Source organism: Listeria sp. ILCC792 (assembly GCF_900186135.1).
Classification (GTDB): Bacteria; Bacillota; Bacilli; order Lactobacillales; family Listeriaceae; genus Listeria; species Listeria goaensis.
In genome coordinates this window covers 1-16509 of the sequence record NZ_FYBO01000017.1, presented here as the reverse complement: position 1 = coordinate 16509, position 16509 = coordinate 1, and the positions used below count along the sequence as shown (strand labels likewise).

Annotated in this window: 18 protein-coding genes, 1 rRNA gene and 1 other annotated feature; all 19 genes read right to left on the bottom strand. The window is 44.0% G+C overall.

The features are described 5' to 3' along the window. Positions 1 to 45 precede the first annotated feature (45 nt). A complete protein-coding gene (nusG, locus tag CFS60_RS13390; protein WP_088811007.1) occupies positions 46 to 579 on the bottom strand; it encodes a transcription termination/antitermination protein NusG in 534 nt (177 codons plus the stop codon). A gap of 128 nt (positions 580 to 707) precedes the next feature. After that, positions 708 to 887 carry a preprotein translocase subunit SecE gene (gene secE / locus CFS60_RS13385; RefSeq protein WP_088811008.1) on the bottom strand — a complete coding sequence of 60 codons (180 nt, stop codon included), beginning with the start codon at positions 885 to 887 and terminating at the stop codon, positions 708 to 710. 20 nt (positions 888 to 907) lie between these two features. Continuing rightward, positions 908 to 1057 (bottom strand): 50S ribosomal protein L33, encoded by a 150-nt coding sequence (gene rpmG / locus CFS60_RS13380; RefSeq protein WP_007471971.1) that lies wholly within the window; start codon positions 1055 to 1057, stop codon positions 908 to 910. Positions 1058 to 1184: 127 nt separating this feature from the next. After that, positions 1185 to 1763, bottom strand: coding sequence for an RNA polymerase factor sigma-70 (locus CFS60_RS13375; protein ID WP_088811024.1), 579 nt, complete (start codon positions 1761 to 1763; stop codon positions 1185 to 1187). A gap of 91 nt (positions 1764 to 1854) precedes the next feature. After that, a complete protein-coding gene (locus tag CFS60_RS13370; protein WP_088811009.1) occupies positions 1855 to 2367 on the bottom strand; it encodes an NYN domain-containing protein in 513 nt (170 codons plus the stop codon). Beyond that, positions 2364 to 3110, bottom strand: a complete 747-nt coding sequence (gene rlmB, locus CFS60_RS13365) for a 23S rRNA (guanosine(2251)-2'-O)-methyltransferase RlmB (protein ID WP_088811010.1) — start codon at positions 3108 to 3110, stop codon at positions 2364 to 2366. Before rlmB ends, CFS60_RS13370 begins: the two co-directional genes overlap by 4 nt. Position 3111: 1 nt before the next feature. Then, on the bottom strand, positions 3112 to 3513 hold the full coding sequence (locus CFS60_RS13360) for a Mini-ribonuclease 3 (protein WP_088839369.1): 402 nt from the start codon (positions 3511 to 3513) through the stop codon (positions 3112 to 3114). Between the two features lie 3 nt (positions 3514 to 3516). Next, complete coding sequence (cysS, locus tag CFS60_RS13355) at positions 3517 to 4932, bottom strand: cysteine--tRNA ligase (protein ID WP_088839368.1); 1416 nt, start codon at positions 4930 to 4932, stop codon at positions 3517 to 3519. Between the two features lies 1 nt (position 4933). After that, positions 4934 to 5551, bottom strand: a complete 618-nt coding sequence (gene epsC / locus CFS60_RS13350; RefSeq protein WP_088811013.1) for a serine O-acetyltransferase EpsC — start codon at positions 5549 to 5551, stop codon at positions 4934 to 4936. 483 nt (positions 5552 to 6034) lie between these two features. After that, positions 6035 to 6254 (bottom strand) — a binding site (T-box leader). Between the two features lie 112 nt (positions 6255 to 6366). Continuing rightward, the gene (gene gltX / locus CFS60_RS13345; RefSeq protein WP_088811014.1) at positions 6367 to 7839 is read right to left on the bottom strand and encodes a glutamate--tRNA ligase; all 1473 of its coding nucleotides are present in this window, start codon (positions 7837 to 7839) and stop codon (positions 6367 to 6369) included. Positions 7840 to 7854: 15 nt separating this feature from the next. Next, on the bottom strand, positions 7855 to 8328 hold the full coding sequence (gene ispF, locus CFS60_RS13340) for a 2-C-methyl-D-erythritol 2,4-cyclodiphosphate synthase (protein ID WP_088816279.1): 474 nt from the start codon (positions 8326 to 8328) through the stop codon (positions 7855 to 7857). Next, positions 8325 to 9020, bottom strand: coding sequence for a 2-C-methyl-D-erythritol 4-phosphate cytidylyltransferase (ispD, locus tag CFS60_RS13335; RefSeq protein WP_088811016.1), 696 nt, complete (start codon positions 9018 to 9020; stop codon positions 8325 to 8327). The genes ispF and ispD overlap by 4 nt, the downstream gene beginning before the upstream one ends. Positions 9021 to 9050: 30 nt before the next feature. Beyond that, complete coding sequence (locus tag CFS60_RS13330; RefSeq protein WP_088811017.1) at positions 9051 to 10130, bottom strand: PIN/TRAM domain-containing protein; 1080 nt, start codon at positions 10128 to 10130, stop codon at positions 9051 to 9053. Positions 10131 to 10231: 101 nt separating this feature from the next. Next, entirely contained in the window at positions 10232 to 11611 is a 1380-nt protein-coding gene (radA, locus tag CFS60_RS13325; RefSeq protein ID WP_088839367.1) for a DNA repair protein RadA, read from the bottom strand. A gap of 141 nt (positions 11612 to 11752) precedes the next feature. Then, the gene (locus CFS60_RS13320) at positions 11753 to 14215 is read right to left on the bottom strand and encodes an ATP-dependent Clp protease ATP-binding subunit (RefSeq protein ID WP_088825934.1); all 2463 of its coding nucleotides are present in this window, start codon (positions 14213 to 14215) and stop codon (positions 11753 to 11755) included. Between the two features lie 28 nt (positions 14216 to 14243). After that, positions 14244 to 15278, bottom strand: a complete 1035-nt coding sequence (locus CFS60_RS13315; protein WP_088811020.1) for a protein arginine kinase — start codon at positions 15276 to 15278, stop codon at positions 14244 to 14246. Further along, positions 15262 to 15762 carry a UvrB/UvrC motif-containing protein gene (locus CFS60_RS13310; RefSeq protein ID WP_088839366.1) on the bottom strand — a complete coding sequence of 167 codons (501 nt, stop codon included), beginning with the start codon at positions 15760 to 15762 and terminating at the stop codon, positions 15262 to 15264. The genes CFS60_RS13315 and CFS60_RS13310 overlap by 17 nt, the downstream gene beginning before the upstream one ends. A 16-nt stretch (positions 15763 to 15778) precedes the next feature. Continuing rightward, the gene (locus CFS60_RS13305) at positions 15779 to 16237 is read right to left on the bottom strand and encodes a CtsR family transcriptional regulator (protein WP_088811022.1); all 459 of its coding nucleotides are present in this window, start codon (positions 16235 to 16237) and stop codon (positions 15779 to 15781) included. A gap of 148 nt (positions 16238 to 16385) precedes the next feature. Continuing rightward, positions 16386 to 16501 (bottom strand): 5S ribosomal RNA (gene rrf / locus CFS60_RS13300). Between the last annotated feature and the right edge of the window lie 8 nt (positions 16502 to 16509).

Below are 16509 nucleotides of genomic sequence, written 5' to 3'. Positions count from 1 at the left end.
TCCACCAAAAAAAACACAGCTCCAAAACGGAACTGCGCCTTCCAATTAAATTTTCTCAATCTGATTGAAATCAACTTCAACCGGAGTTTCCCGACCGAACATGTTGACCATAACTTTTGCTTTACCTTTATCCATATCCATTTCGTCGACTTTACCAGAGTAATCAGCAAACGGACCTTCTTTAACCATAACCGTTTCACCAATTTCAAAGTCAGCATCAAGCAGTTTATCCATCATGCCCATGCTCTTCAGAATGCGATCAGCTTCTTCAGGTAAAAGGGCTGTTGGTTTTGAGCCTGAACCAGCGGAACCAACGAATCCCGTAACGCCCGGTGTATTACGAACAACGTACCAAGAGTCATCTGTCATCACGATTTCAACAAGCACATAACCTGGGAATACTTTACGTTTAATCGTTTTTGTTTTACCATTTTTCACTTCTGTTTCATCTTCTTCTGGGACAATAACGCGGAAGATTTTATCCGACATGCCCATTGATTCAACACGTTTTTCCAAGTTAGCTTTTACTTTATTTTCATAGCCCGAGTAAGTGTGGACGACATACCAATTTTTTTCCATTTGTTAGTTGGCGACACCTTTTGTCACCATCCTCCTTTGTTTTCGATTCAGCCAAAACAAAAAACCCGGATTCACTCGGGTTTCATCACAAGTAGTATTATACCATTAATTTTTAAAATTGCCCAGCATTACAGAATAAGTTGAATAAGCTGTTCAATTCCAAAGTCTAACAGCATAAAGAATACAGCAAATAAAATAACCGTAATGACAACTGTTACCGTGTAACTTGTCAATTCTTTTCTAGTTGGCCAAGTCACTTTTCGCATTTCAGACGTCACGTTTTTAAAAAATCTTGAAATCGCAGACATGTTTAAACCTCCAATTAAAACTATTTTGTTTCTCGATGTAAAGTGTGTTTATTACAGTGCCGGCAAAATTTCTTAACCTCTAAACGAACTTGTTTATGCGAACCACTGGCACTAATTGAATAATTTCTTGAACCGCACTCGCTACAAGCAAGTGATGTTTTTTTCTTCATATGCTTCCGTCAACTCCGCTACTCTCATTTGCGTAGTCTTATTAGAAGACTTTGCATCTCTATAAATATATCATCTCATAAAGTTCAAGTCAAACGAATTTTTGTGACAAAACTGCCATAAAGCCGTTCATAAGTCTTTCGTCATCTTTCGTTTGATGCGCTGCAAAGCATTATCGATTGCTTTCTCCTTCACCTTAAAAGCTACCGCCATTTCATGATAACTTTTTCCCTCTAAATACTGCTTCAAAACATTTCGCTCGAATTCACTCGTGAGCGCCTCGAGCTTCTTTGCAACATTTGTAAAATCTTCATTTTTGATTAAAAAATCTTCCGGGGTTTCCGCTTGCTTTTCCGAGATGACATCGATGAGCGTCCAGTCTAGCTCATCGTCCGAGCTCATTGGTGTGTCAAGAGAAATCGATTGATTAAGCGGATTATTTTTCTTTCGTGCCCCGCGCTTGACCGCCGATAAAAGCTGCCTATTAATACAAATTTCTGCAAATGATTTAAACGAAGCCGCTTTCTCCGGATTGTAATCCCGAATAGCTTTAAAAAGCCCAATCATGCCTTCTTGAATTAAATCTTCACGGTCGGCACCCTGCAAAAAATATTGGGTCGCTTTCCAGTAAACCACGCTTTGATACTTATCAAAGAAATATTCAAGCGCTTCCGTGTTTCCTCCTCTAGCAAGTGTCAGCAAATCCATTTCCTGATTTTGTTCTTTCGTCAATTCGATTTGGCTCCTTTGCTAAAGATTTTGCTTTATTATACAGAGTTCACTCCCGCATCGTCAACCTTTATTTTTCGCCTCTGCGCCACATTTCTAAGCGTTTTATTGTTTCAGAATCTAAATCCAGCTTTGATTTTGGCATTTCGGCACGAATCCGTTTCATTTTCCGGTCAATTGTACGGCTCATTTCTTGAATTTCAAAAAGCAATTCGCGTGAGGAAATTCGTAACGCGCCTTGCCCAAAAATCGCCCACTGCTCCGTATAATCACTTGTTGCGACCATAATTTGCGTTTTAGCGTTTTTCCATTCAATTGCTTTTCGTTCAATATATTCGTCCGCAGTCTCATCTTCTTTTGTAAAAACAATTTCTACTTTATTTCGTGTCATTTTCCGCTCCACTTTGCGCACATATTGTGCATCAAATACGATTACTACGCGGTAGCCTGTATAACTTTTGTATTCTGCCATCCAGGCGATAAGAGTATTTCTGGCTGCTTCGAGGTCATAATCTTTTAGACGAGCAAGTTCAGGCCATGCACCGATTACATTATAGCCATCAACCAGCAAAACGCGGTTCATTCCAGTGGATTTCTCTTCCTATAAACTTCATAGAGCAAAATACTAGCTGCGACCGATGCATTTAAAGACGTTACTTTTCCGACCATTGGCAAGTGAATCAGGAAGTCACATTTTTCGCGCACAAGGCGACTCATTCCGCGGCCTTCACTGCCTATCACAAGCGCGAGCGGCAAATCCGCATCCATCGTGCGGTAGTCACTGCTGCCAGACGCATCCGTACCAAAAATCCATAAACCTCTTTTTTGCAAGTCTTCCATCGTTTTCGTAATGTTCGTCACGCGCACAACGGGAACATATTCAATCGCACCTGTTGAAGCCTTCGCCACTGTTTGCGTCAAGCTTACTGAACGGCGTTTCGGAATAATAATCCCGTGCGCCCCTACAGAATCAGCTGTACGCATAATCGAGCCCAAGTTATGTGGATCTTCCAGTTCATCAAGAATAATGAAAAATGGCAACTCATCTTTTTGTTCCGCTGCGCGAAATAAATCTTCTAACTCAAAGTAGCGATACGCCGCAATTTGCGCCGCCACACCTTGATTTGACCCTGGTACTACTTTATCAACCTTTGCTTTTGGGACAAAACGCACTTCCACGTGTCGCTCTTTGGCAAGGCCAATAATTTGTTTCATGACTCCTTTTTGCGAGCCTTCTGAAATAATAATTTTATGAATGTCGCGACCTGAACGGAGCACTTCGAGTACAGGGTTTCTACCGCCAATCCATTCTTCATTTTGTTCCATATTAGTTCCCCTCCTCGATAATCTGAACTGCCGCATCTAGCCATTCCATAAGCCGATTTTCTTCCTCACCCAAATACAAATAACCAATGACCGCCTCAAATGCGCTCGATAAATTGTATGTCGCCGCATCTGTGTTTTTAGGTAGCGAGTAGGATTTCGCATTGCGACCGCGTTTATAAACAGCCGTTTCTTCTTCCGTTAAAAAGCCGCGTTCTAAGAGCGTGTTTAAAACTTTTGCCTGCCCTTTCGCCGAAACAAATTCCGTCGCTTTTTTTTGCAACTGATTGGGTTTTGTTTTCCCTAGTTTTAATAAGTAGAGCCGAATATGTTGCTCGTAAACCGCATCGCCCATGTACGCGAGCGCAAGGCCGTTCAGCTGTTTGTAGTCTTTCACCTTCGCCATTTCTTACCCTCGTTTCCAGCGCGTACCGTGTGCTGTGTCTTCCAAAATAATCTCTTTTTCTTTGAGCAAATCACGAATTTCATCGGCGCGCGCGAAGTTTCGCTCATTTCGTGCTTGTAAGCGTTCCTCAATGAGGGCATCAATTTCAGCGTCATCAAGCGTGGCTGCCGAAGTTCCCGCAAGGCGAACCCCTAAAACTTCTGCAAACAAACGCATCATGCTATAAAACTCACGTAAAACAGTCACCGAAACGTGGTCACGTGTCAAATAAATATTCGCGCGTTTAGCAAGCTCATGAAAAGCTGTAATCGCATTCGCCGTATTGAAATCATCGTCCATTTCATCTTCAAATTGCATTTTTAGCTCCGTAAGTTGCTCAAGCCATTCTTCTTTGTGCTCCGCGTCGCTAAAATCTTCCTCCACCGACTGAATCCGGTAGTCCAAATTGTGATACGTCGTCCGCAGGCGTTCGAGCCCATTTTCCGCATCATTTAGTGTCGCATCGCTAAGCGAAATCGGTCTGCGGTAATGAACAGAAAGCATGAAAAACCGAATCACATTCGGGTCATGGTCCTCTAAAACGTCATGTAGCGTAATAAAATTCCCAAGCGACTTCGACATTTTTTCCCCATCAATGTTTAAAAAGCCGTTATGCATCCAGTAATTCGCAAAAGTTTTGCCCGTTAACGCTTCCGATTGCGCAATTTCATCCTCGTGATGTGGGAAAATCAAATCTTGACCGCCTGCGTGGATATCAATCGTGTCGCCTAAATATTTGCGTGCAAGCGTCGAGCACTCAATATGCCAGCCCGGACGCCCCTTGCCAAACGGACTCTCCCAAAAAATCTCGCCTGGTTTCGCACTTTTCCAAAGAACAAAATCAAGCTGGTCTTCTTTCAATTCATTCGCCTCAATTCGCGCGCCCATCTGAAGCTCCGTCAGCGGCTGATGCGATAATTTCCCGTAGCCATCAAATTTTTTCGTGCGGTAATACACGTCCCCGCCAGACTTATACGCAAAGCCCTTTTCAATGAGTGCCGAAATAAAATCAATAATTTCATCCATATTTTCCGTCACACGAGGATTCACCGTCGCTTTCGCCACGTTTAGCTGGTCGACATCATCAAAATACGCGCCAATAAATTTATCCGCCACTTCCGGAACCGTAAGCTTGAGCTCCTCCGCCGCGCGAATCAACTTATCATCCACATCCGTGAAATTCGATACAAACTGCACATCATACCCGCGATGCGTGAAATACCGGCGCACCGTGTCAAACACAATAATCGGCCGCGCATTCCCAATGTGGATATAGTTGTACACAGTCGGTCCGCAGACATACATTTTTACTTTCCCATCATTTATCGGTTTGAAAATCTCCTTTTCACGCGTCAACGTATTATAAATTTGCAAAGACATCTTATTCACCAGCTCCTCGTTCAAATTTCGCTATTTTTTCTTCTAACTGTTCGATTCTTTCAAAAAGGCTTTCCAAGTTTGGCTCTGTATGCGCCACTGTGCGCCCGTTTAGCCGCACCACTTTTGCAGGAATTCCGACTACTGTCGCACACGGTGGAACATCCTTTAAAACAACAGCTCCAGCCCCTATTTTTGCTTCCGTACCAACTTCAACAGGCCCAAGTATTTTAACGCCCGCTGAAATCAGCACCCCGTTTCGAACCGTCGGATGCCGCTTCCCTGTATCTTTTCCCGTCCCGCCAAGTGTAACACCATGAAACAAAATCACGTCCGTTCCAAGTTCAGCCGTCTCCCCAATGACAACCCCCGCCCCGTGGTCAATAAACAAGCGTCTGCCAATCACAGCCCCAGGGTGAATTTCAATATTTGTCATAAACCGCGCAAATTGTGATAGCATCTTCGACAACACAATCATATTATGTTGATAGAAAAAATGTGCCACACGGTAAATCCAGATAGCGTGGACCCCTGCATTTGTGAAAAAAGCATCGATTCGTTTGCGCGTCGCCGGGTCATTTTTGATGACAGTATCTAAATCCTCTATAAATTTCCTTGCCATTTTCAGTTCCTCCATTGGGTTGGGATTTTTTTGGGGGCGTTTATGGGTCTGAACTCGCTTTCGCTCATGCACGTGTAGTCTTCATGCGGGCTTAGCCCTTTTAGTTTCACTGCATGGATTAACAACTCGCTTTGCTCGTTCTTATATTTGGGCTCTAACGGGCTTAGCCCGTAAGGTTAAAACCTTGGATTAACAACTCGCTTTGCTCGTTCTTATATTTGGGCTCTAACGGGCTTAGCCCGTAAGGTTAAAACCTTGGATTAACAACTCGCTTTGCTCGTTCTTATATTTGGGCTCTAACGGGCTTAGCCCGTAAGGTTAAAACCTTGGATTAACAACTCGCTTTGCTCGTTCTTATATTTGGGCTCTAACGGGCTTAGCCCGTAAGGTTAAAACCTTGGATTAACAACTCGCTTTGCTCGTTCTTATATTTGGGCTCTAACGGGCTTAGCCCGTAAGAGCCCAAACAAAAAGACACCCCCATACAGAGACGTCTTGCGCGGTTCCACTCTGATTGGGCTTGAAATATCAAGCCCCACCTTGTATACAGGGGTAACGACCTGTTGACGTCTAGTGATACTCTTCGCATTTCCCACTAGAACTCAGGGATGCATTTCAGGAGTTGTTGAGCTAAGCCAATCGCAGCAACATGGCTCTCTCTGTAAGCGCGCAACTCCGTACTTCTTCCCATCACCGTTTTCGGACAACTATAGTACTTCTATTATAACAACAAAAACGAGAATCGCAACCATTATTATTTGGGAATAAAGCAAAAAGAACGCGGAGGCGCTTCTGCCTCACAACGTCCTTTCAGTTTATTTTTTCAGCCAGCCATTTAGACGACTTAAAACCTTTTCCTTGCCCAAAACTTCAATCGCAAGCGGCAATTCAGGGCCGTGCATCTCACCAGTTGCGACAATACGAATCGGCATGAAGAGGCCTTTTCCTTTCACACCAGTTTCCTTTTGCACGCGTTTGATGGCCGCTTTGACTTCATCCGCCACGAACGGATCCAAACTTGCCACCTCATTTGCGAAGGCACGAATGACAACCGGCACCGTATCCTCAGCTAGCACCGCCTGTTCTTCCTCGTCGAAATTCAATTGGCCAGCATCCGCAAAGAACATTTCCGTCAAGCCCACGATTTCCGCGCCATAACTCATTTGTTCATGATATAGCGACACCAATTTGTGTACCCATTCTAGTTCTTCCGCATCCAATTGCTCAGGCACCACGCCCGCTTTTTGCAAGTGTGGTAAAGAAAGTTCGACCACATCGTTTAGCGGTAGCTTCTTCACGTATTGGTTGTTCACCCACGTCAATTTGTTTGTATCAAAGAGTGCCGGCGATTTCGAAAGCCGATTCGGGTCGAAAATTTTAATAAATTCTTCCTTCGAGAAAATTTCTTCCTCACCCTCTGGCGACCATCCAAGCATCGCAATAAAGTTAAATAGCGCTTCTGGAAGATATCCTAAGTCGCGATACTGCTCAATGAACTGAATGATTGAACCATCACGCTTGCTGAGTTTGCGTCTACTTTCATTAACAATCAGCGTCATATGACCAAAAATTGGTGCTTCCCAACCAAACGCATCATAAATCATAATTTGTTTCGGCGTATTGGAAATATGGTCATCACCGCGAAGAACATGCGTCATTTCCATCAAGTGGTCATCCACAGCCACCGCAAAATTATACGTTGGCATACCATCTTTTTTCCCAATAACAAAGTCGCCAATGCCATTCGTATCAAAAGAAACATCATCTTTTACCATATCATTAAATGTAATCGTCTCATTTTCTGGCACAGCAAAACGAATGCTCGGTTTTAGCCCTGCTGCTTCTTTTTCAGCACGTTCAGCATCAGTTAGATGGCGACATTTCCCGCCGTAACGTGGCATTTCACCACGTGCTTTTTGCGCCTCGCGTTCCGCCTCGAGTTCTTCCTCCGTACAGTAACACTTATACGCCTTACCTTCTTCTAAAAGCTGTTCCAAAAGTGGATCATAAATCGCTTTACGTTCCGACTGGCGATACGGTCCGTACTTACCTGGCTTATCAATGCCTTCATCCCAGTCAATCCCAAGCCATTTCAAATTTCTAAGTTGGCTTTCCTCGCCGTCCCAGACGTTACGCTTTAAATCCGTATCCTCAATACGAATCACAAAGTCCCCATCATTATGTCTTGCAAATAAATAATTAAAAAGTGCCGTACGCGCATTCCCAATATGCAAAAAACCAGTTGGACTTGGCGCATACCGTACACGAACCTTCTTATTTTCAACCAAAACTATTCACTCCTTTTACTTTTCAAGCAGTACAACCGCTAAACTCGCTATTCCTTCGCCACGACCCGTAAAACCTAATTTTTCCGTCGTCGTCGCTTTCACATTCACTTCTGACGGCGAAGCATCTAAAAGCTCCGCAATCCGCATTTTCATAGCATCCACGTAAGGCGCCATTTTTGGCTTCTCAGCAATAATCGTACAATCTAAATTGGATAACTTGTATCCTTCCGCCTTAACCTCTTGCCACACTTTAAGCAAAAGCTCAGCCGAATCCGCATCCTTATAAGCCATATCCGTATCCGGGAAGAAATGCCCAATATCACGCCTAGCCACAGCACCAATAATTGCATCCGTCACCGTATGAAGCAACACATCCGCATCACTATGTCCAAGTAAGCCCTTCTCATATGGAATCTCAATCCCACCAATAATCAGCTTTCTACCCGCCACAAGCTGATGCACATCATAGCCCTGACCAATTCGAATCATCTAACATTCCCTCCCATCTCACCAAAAATCGCCTTCGCAAGCGGCATATCCTCAGGCGTTGTCAACTTAATGTTGTAATAACTACCTTCCACAACACTTATCGGGGCAGAAAGACGCTCAACAAGACTCGCTTCATCTGTTCCAAGAAAGCCTTCCGCGAACGCCTTCTCGTGCGCCTCTTTTAAAAGCGATGACTTAAAAGCTTGCGGCGTCTGAATTTGCCAAAGATTTTCCCGATCAACCGTCTCTCGAACTAGGCCAAGCGAAACACGTTTCACCGTATCTTTCACCTTCACCGCACAAATGCTAGCATCTTTTTCAGAAACTGCATCAAGCAACCGGTCCACAATATCAAGCGTCACAAAAGGTCTAGCACCATCATGGACAAGAACAATTTGCTCCGCGTCACATTTGGCTAACCCATTCCTGACACTATACTGCCGTTCAGTTCCCCCAGCCACAACTTCAACAAACGTATCAGCTAACTCAAGATTTCCAAGCGCCGCGCTCACCAAGCCCGTTTCCTCCGCCTGACAAACAATTACAATATGACTACAGCGGCTATCAGCCAAAAACGGCTTTAAAGCATGCACAAAAATCGGCTCATCAAATAACTCTAGCCACATTTTATTTCGCTTGGCATTCATCCGTTTTCCTTGCCCAGCCGCTAAAAAAATCAGTTCATAGTTCATTCACACTAACTCCTGCCTAATATCCAAATATCAATTTGGTTTTGCAAAAATCATTCTTCCTGCCGACGTCTGAAGTACACTTGTAACCTCAACTTCAATCGTTTCATTCATAAATTTACGCCCGTCTTCCACAACAATCATCGTGCCATCATCTAAATACGCCACGCCTTGATTATGCTCCTTGCCATCTTTCACGACAAGAACTGTCATTTTTTCGCCTGGTAAAACAACCGGTTTAACCGCATTCGCCAAATCATTAATATTTAACACCGGTACATTCTGAAATTCGCAAACCTTATTCAAATTGTAATCATTCGTTACAACCGTGCCACCCATTATTTTAGCCAGCTTAACCAGTTTACTGTCCACTTCCGGAATTTCTTCAAAGTCGCCTTCATACATTTCAACTTTAATCTTATCTTCCTTCTGAATACGATTTAAAATATCCAGCCCACGGCGACCACGAGTCCGTTTTAACGTATCTGATGAGTCAGCAATATGTTGCAGTTCTGCCAAAACAAACAGCGGTATCACAATCACGCCATTTAAAAATCCTGTCATTAAAATATCCGCGATGCGCCCATCAATTATAACACTCGTATCTAGAATTTTATAGTCCATCGAGTCGCTATTTTGAGTTTCTCTACCAGCCGAATCCGCCGCTTTCTTACGTACATTTTTCCCAGAAAACAGCGTCCCTAGCTCATTCCGCCGACTAATCCCCACACGAAAACCAAGGTAGCCCAAAACAAGCGTTAAAACGATCGGCACAACCGAATTGATAATTGGAATCCTTGTTTGACTGAACGCATTGCCTGCAAAAAATGCAATAACCAGCCCAATAATCAGGCCTAGTCCCCCGTATACAATGGTCACACTCGAAATCTTTGTTAATCTTTCCTCAAGCCAATTAAGTGCGGCTTCTATATATTTCACCGCCCAAAAAGTAATAAGATAAAATATAATTGCACCAACAAAAGCATTGGCATAAGGATTATTAAGCCATAAGTGGTCTGCCAAACCCATTTTCGCGTAAACGGCTGGCAAAATAAAAACACCCGCTGTACCACCAAGTAAAACAAAACAAGCTCTAATTACCCATTTCAGCATCTTTTTTCCTCCCTTCATTTCATATTTGTGCGTTGCTTCATACACCTTTCATTTTACACCATGAAACAGACAACCCGCAAATTTTCTCCTTAAAAGAAAGCTTAAGATTTCGGCAAGGCTTTCTTTAACGCTTCTGCAATCGTTTCAACTGCAATAATTGAAACACCACTCGGCATTTTAATTTCCAAACGGTTATTCGCAGGCACAAAAATGCGTTTAAATCCAAGCTTCGCCGCTTCCTTCACACGTTCCTCAATTCGTGCAACACGGCGCACTTCACCCGTAAGTCCAAGCTCCCCAATAAAGCAGTCCGTACTGCTTGTCGGACGATCATGATAGCTTGAAGCGATACTTACCGCAATAGCTAAATCTACAGCTGGCTCATCTAATTTAACGCCACCCGCCGCTTTTAAATACGCATCTTGATTTTGCAAAAGCAAACCAACTCGTTTTTCAAGAACCGCCATAATAAGTGACACTTTATTGTAATCAAGCCCCGTTGCCATTCGTTTCGCGTTCCCAAACATCGTTGGAGACACAAGTGCTTGAATTTCCACAAGAACCGGCCTTGTTCCCTCCATGGAAGCCACAACTGTAGAGCCAGAAGCATTCTCAAGCCGCTCCTCCAAAAACACTTCAGAAGGATTCTGAACCTCAACAAGCCCCACATCACGCATCTCAAAAATCCCAATTTCATTCGTAGAGCCAAACCGGTTTTTGACCGCGCGTAAGATTCGGTAAGCGTGATGACGTTCACCTTCAAAATAAAGCACCGTATCTACCATATGTTCAAGAAGTCTAGGCCCAGCTATTGCGCCTTCTTTCGTAACGTGCCCCACAATAAACACTGTAATATTTTGCAATTTCGCAACCCGCATTAATGCGGCCGTTGATTCTCTTACTTGTGACACGCTACCCGCCGCACTCGTAACATCCGGATGATACACCGTTTGAATGGAATCAATAATAACAAAATCCGGTTCAATAAAATTAATCGTTTCTTGAATAGCTTCCAAGTTCGTTTCCGCGTATACATATAAATTGTCGCCTGAAACATGGAGCCGTTCTGCACGAAGCTTCGTCTGCTTAACTGATTCCTCACCAGAAATATAAAGCACGCGTTTTCCAGCCAAAGTTAGTGCCGCCGAAACTTGCAAAAGAAGCGTTGATTTCCCAATTCCAGGGTCCCCGCCAACTAAAACCATCGAGCCAACGACCACACCGCCGCCAAGCACACGATTTAGCTCTGGCATATTCGTTTGCACGCGTTTCTCCAGTTCACTCACAACATCCGTAATTTTAGTCGCCTTAGACGCCTCACCCGTATGTGTAAACGTCTGTCTTGTCGCTTTCTTCGATGGTTCGAGCGCCTCCACCATTTGGTTCCATTCTCCGCAATTTGGGCATTTCCCCATCCATTTTGGCGACTCGTAACCACAAGAGCCACAGACAAATTTAGTTGTTCTTCTCGCTTTTGCCATAATTCTCACCCTCCACCTAATCCATTGTAACACAGAACAAACGAACGCATATTCTTTTTGGTGAAAAAAGTATTTTCAAGTTTGTGACACCTCAAAAAAAGGCTTTTCTCACGGATTCCCCGCGAAAAAAGCCTTTACGCCTTATTTTACTTTTGCTTTTTTAGCTGTTACCTTCTTCTTTTTAGCATCCTTTTTACGAACCTCAAACTCACCATCTTTTACGCCAATCTCAATTGTATCCCCAACCTGAACATTACCACGCAAAAGCTCTTCTGAAAGGCGGTCCTCGATACTTTTTTGAATCGCACGTTTTAACGGCCGCGCCCCGTATTCCGGATCATAGCCTTCCTTCGCAATCTTAGACTTCGCACCGTCTGTCAGTTTTACGTGGATGTCACGCTCCGCTAACCGGCTTGTAAGCTGCCCAGTTAACAGCGTTACAATTTGCTTCAATTCTTTTTCCGTTAGCGAATGGAAGACAATGGTTTCATCAATCCGATTAATAAACTCTGGGCGAAACGCCTTTTTAAGTTCCTGCAAGACCCGATGTTCCATCGCCTTATGGTCCTTCGTCACATCAGTAACGTTAAAGCCCATCGATTTATCCACTTTCATTTCTTGCGCTCCAATATTGGAAGTCATAATGATAACCGTATTACGAAAATCAACAACTCTACCTTTCGAATCGGTTAAACGACCATCATCCAAAACTTGCAATAACATATTGAACACATCTGGATGCGCTTTTTCAATTTCATCTAAAAGAACAACAGAATACGGTTTTTGACGAACTTTTTCCGTCAATTGTCCGCCTTCCTCATAGCCGACATAGCCAGGCGGTGCCCCAACTAATCGTGCCGTCGAGAATTTCTCCATGTATTCCGACATATCCACGCGAATCATCGCATCCTCATCACCAAACATCGATTCAGCAAGCGCGCGTGCTAATTCCGTCTTCCCAACCCCAGTCGGACCTAGGAAAATAAATGACCCAATTGGGCGTTTCGGATCTTTTAACCCTGCACGAGCACGTCTAACCGCAAGTGACACAGCTTTAACCGCTTCGTCTTGCCCAATCACACGTTCGTGCAGTAATTTTTCCATGTTTAGCAGCTTATCTGTTTCCGTTTCCGCTAGTTTCATAACCGGAATTCCAGTCCAGCTCGCTACAACTTCCGCCACCACATCTTCTGTTACTTGACTGTTATCTCGGCCTTGTTTTTCCTTCCAACTAAGCTTTTCTTCTTCCAAAGCTTTCCGAAGTTTATGCTCACGGTCGCGGAATGATGCCGCTTTTTCAAACTCTTGACCTTGGACAGCGGCGTCTTTCTCCTTCTTCAGCTCCGCAAGTTCAAGCTCCATCTCTTTCAAATCAGAAGGTGTCGTATACGCTTTTAAACGCACTTTCGAACCTGCTTCATCAATCACGTCAATCGCCTTATCTGGCAAGAAACGGTCGGAAATATAGCGATCCGACAAGCGAACAGCCGCATCAAGCGCCTCATCCGTAATTGCAACACGGTGGTGTGCCTCATAACGGTCCCGCAAGCCGTGTAAAATTTGAATCGATTCTTCAACACTCGGCTCATCCACTTTAATCGGTTGGAAACGTCTTTCAAGTGCCGCATCCTTTTCAATATATTTACGATACTCATCAAGTGTCGTCGCCCCAATACATTGGAGCTCCCCACGAGCAAGAGGCGGCTTCAAAATGTTCGAAGCATCAATCGCGCCTTCCGCTCCACCAGCACCAATCAGTGTGTGCAACTCATCAATGAATAAAATCACATTGCCAGCTTGACGAATCTCATCCATCACTTTTTTCAAACGATCTTCAAACTCACCACGATATTTTGTACCCGCAACAACAGTCCCCATATCAAGCGTCATCACACGCTTTCCGCGAAGTGTTTCCGGAACTTCATTTCGCACAATTTGCTGCGCCAACCCCTCAGCAATCGCTGTTTTACCAACCCCCGGCTCTCCAATTAAAACGGGATTATTCTTTGTCCGTCTTGATAATACTTCAATCACACGCTGAATTTCCTTCGCGCGACCAATAACCGGATCCAAGTTCTCTTCCCGAGCAATCACTGTTAAATCACGCGCCAAGCTATCAAGTGTCGGCGTCGCCTGTGTATTCGTCTGCCGTCCAGACGCCGCACTATCCCCGCCGCCTAAAAGTTGCAAGACTTGCTGACGCGCTTTATTCAAACTCACACCTAAATTGCTAAGTACACGCGCCGCAACGCCCTCACCTTCACGAATTAAACCAAGTAAAATATGTTCTGTTCCTACATAAGTGTGTCCAAGTTTGCGCGCTTCATCCATCGATAATTCGATAACCTTTTTAGCACGCGGTGTATATTGAATGGTCGTCACTGTTTTTTCACCTTGACCAATTAAACCTTCTACTTCTTGTTGAACCTTTTCAGCACTAATGCCTAGTTCATATAACGCTTTCGCAGCAATACCTTCACCTTCACGAACAAGCCCAAGCAAAATATGCTCAGTGCCTAAATTGTTATGATTTAGACGCATAGCTTCTTCTTGTGACAAAGCAAGTACTTTTTGTGCTCTTTGTGTAAACCGGCCAAACATCATATCGTTTTCCTCCTTAAGGCACTTCCCGTTAGACGTCTTGCAAAATGTCACGAATAACAGAAGCACGAATAACTTTTTCTTCTAACTCTAACATATCTTGCCCTGCAGCCCTTCGTAAGAAAGCTGGTTGGGAAAATAGTATCAATTCATTTATCTTTTGGCGAGTAATATGCTCAAAAATACCAAGCTCCATACCTAAATGCAAATCAGAAATGGCACTCGCACTTTCCAGCATGGTAAGCATACGCGCATTTTTCAACAAACCAAAAGATCTAAAAATACGGTCTTCCAGTGTAATATGGAATTTCTGCTTCAAATGAGTCCTGCTCACACGCTCCTGCATAATGACCTGCTCCATCATCTGCGTCAAATCCATCACAATTTCTTCTTCCGTTTTACCAAGTGTTACCTGATTCGAAATCTGAAAAATGTGCCCGAGAGAGCCACTACCTTCCCCGTATATTCCTCTTACCACAAAACCAACACTTCTAATCGCTTCCGCCATTTTCCCAAATCGCTTCGTCAAAACAAGTCCCGGCAAATGCACCATAACCGAAGCACGCAGCCCAGTACCAACATTTGTCACACAACTGGTTAAAAACCCAAGTTCCGGATTAAACGCAAAGGGCACCACGTCCTCCACTTCGGATTCAATACGCATAGCCCGTTCAAGAGCATCAAAAAGCCTAAGCCCCGGTTCCATACATTGAATTCGCAAATGGTCCTCCTCATTTATCATCACACTTGTATTTTCCGCTTCATTTATGAAAACCGCGCCTAGTTTACTCTTGTTCATCAAATACGGACTAATCAAATGTTTTTCAACAAGCAGCGCCCGTTCCAAAAGCGACAAGTCCGCCATTTTAAAAAGCGCATAATCATCATCTAAAACACCAGCAACCTGTGATATAAGCGCCTCACTTTCAAACGCAGCAGGAAATTTCTCCTCCGCCAAATTGCGAGCAATTCGAATTCGCGAACTCATCACAACATCCGAATCATCCCCATCCAAGTCAAGCCAAGAACTCAGAACCGGCAAAAGTATCTTATTCGCTTTCCCCATTCAAATTCTCCCTCCTCGACTTCAAATCTCGAATCTGATCCCGCAGCCTAGCAGCCTCCTCAAACCGTTCCATCTCAACCATCTTCTGGAGCTGCTCAGAAAGTTCAGATAGCACAACCGCCGTATCCATCTCCTCCTGAAAAATCTTCGGAACCTTCCCAATATGCCGTACATGCCCATTTTGCACCCGTCTCAAAGTCGGAGCCAACTGTTCCGCAAAACTCTCATAGCATTCCGCACAACCAAGACGTTTCGACTCCTGAAAAGCCGCATACTCCAAACCACAATGCGCACAATGCTTAGAAGCAACTTCCTCCAGTAGGGATAAAAACTCTAACGCAAGATCATTAATAGTATCCAACTGCCCCATTTCACCTTCAATCGCACAGTCTTCACACAAGTAATACACACTCATCGTCCCATCAGCATGCAACTCCTGAATTCGCGTAACCGCCTCATTCTTGCCACACTTCTCACATAGCATTCAACATCCGCCCCAATCAATCGTATTTTAACGCCACTAGCATCGCTTCCAAAATACGACTCCGTAAAATATCCCGATCTGGTAGTGGAATAATTAAAACCTCGCGATCAAGAGCAGCAACCATCATACGCGCTTCTTTTTTCGTCACAACATCCTCTTCCAACAGCCGTAAAATGACATCCTCCGAAAAAGCCTGTGATACCTTCTTATCTCGAAGCATCCCGATAATCGCATCCAAAAGCTGCACCTTATCATTCATCCGAACCTTAATAATCCGAATATAGCCGCCTCCGCCACGTTTGCTTTCAACAATATAGCCACGTTCCATCGTAAAACGCGTATTTATAACATAATTAATTTGCGAAGGAACACATTCAAATTTACTCGCAATTTCACTCCGCTTGATCTCCACAGCTTCATTCGATTCTAAAACTTGCTTCAAGTAGGCCTCAATAATATCAGAAATATTTCTCATCCGAATACTCCTTCCCAGCCATCCAAATTGACTTTGACTATAATTGACTTTAATTATACACGAAAAATGCCCCTTCTAGCAAGCTCCACGCCCAAATAAGTTTACAAACAAAAAGCACTTGGAATATAATTCCAAGTGCTTCCAAATTGCCCGGCAGCGACCTACTCTCACAGGGGGAAGCCCCCAACTACCATCGGCGCAGAGAAGCTTAACTACCGTGTTCGGGATGGGAACGGGTGTGACCTTCTCGCCATAACTACCAGACAATGAAA

Coding starts and splice junctions, on each gene's coding strand:
- nusG (WP_088811007.1), bottom strand. CDS start 579: ATGGAAAAAAATTGGTATGTCGTCCACACTTACTCGGGCTATGAAAAT.
- secE (WP_088811008.1), bottom strand. CDS start 887: ATGTCTGCGATTTCAAGATTTTTTAAAAACGTGACGTCTGAAATGCGA.
- rpmG (WP_007471971.1), bottom strand. CDS start 1,057: ATGAAGAAAAAAACATCACTTGCTTGTAGCGAGTGCGGTTCAAGAAAT.
- CFS60_RS13375 (WP_088811024.1), bottom strand. CDS start 1,763: ATGGATTTGCTGACACTTGCTAGAGGAGGAAACACGGAAGCGCTTGAA.
- CFS60_RS13370 (WP_088811009.1), bottom strand. CDS start 2,367: ATGAACCGCGTTTTGCTGGTTGATGGCTATAATGTAATCGGTGCATGG.
- rlmB (WP_088811010.1), bottom strand. CDS start 3,110: ATGGAACAAAATGAAGAATGGATTGGCGGTAGAAACCCTGTACTCGAA.
- CFS60_RS13360 (WP_088839369.1), bottom strand. CDS start 3,513: ATGGCGAAGGTGAAAGACTACAAACAGCTGAACGGCCTTGCGCTCGCG.
- cysS (WP_088839368.1), bottom strand. CDS start 4,932: ATGTCTTTGCAAATTTATAATACGTTGACGCGTGAAAAGGAGATTTTC.
- epsC (WP_088811013.1), bottom strand. CDS start 5,551: ATGGCAAGGAAATTTATAGAGGATTTAGATACTGTCATCAAAAATGAC.
- ispF (WP_088816279.1), bottom strand. CDS start 8,328: ATGATTCGAATTGGTCAGGGCTATGATGTGCATCAGCTTGTGGCGGGT.
- ispD (WP_088811016.1), bottom strand. CDS start 9,020: ATGAACTATGAACTGATTTTTTTAGCGGCTGGGCAAGGAAAACGGATG.
- CFS60_RS13330 (WP_088811017.1), bottom strand. CDS start 10,130: ATGCTGAAATGGGTAATTAGAGCTTGTTTTGTTTTACTTGGTGGTACA.
- radA (WP_088839367.1), bottom strand. CDS start 11,611: ATGGCAAAAGCGAGAAGAACAACTAAATTTGTCTGTGGCTCTTGTGGT.
- CFS60_RS13320 (WP_088825934.1), bottom strand. CDS start 14,215: ATGATGTTTGGCCGGTTTACACAAAGAGCACAAAAAGTACTTGCTTTG.
- CFS60_RS13315 (WP_088811020.1), bottom strand. CDS start 15,278: ATGGGGAAAGCGAATAAGATACTTTTGCCGGTTCTGAGTTCTTGGCTT.
- CFS60_RS13310 (WP_088839366.1), bottom strand. CDS start 15,762: ATGCTATGTGAGAAGTGTGGCAAGAATGAGGCGGTTACGCGAATTCAG.
- CFS60_RS13305 (WP_088811022.1), bottom strand. CDS start 16,237: ATGAGAAATATTTCTGATATTATTGAGGCCTACTTGAAGCAAGTTTTA.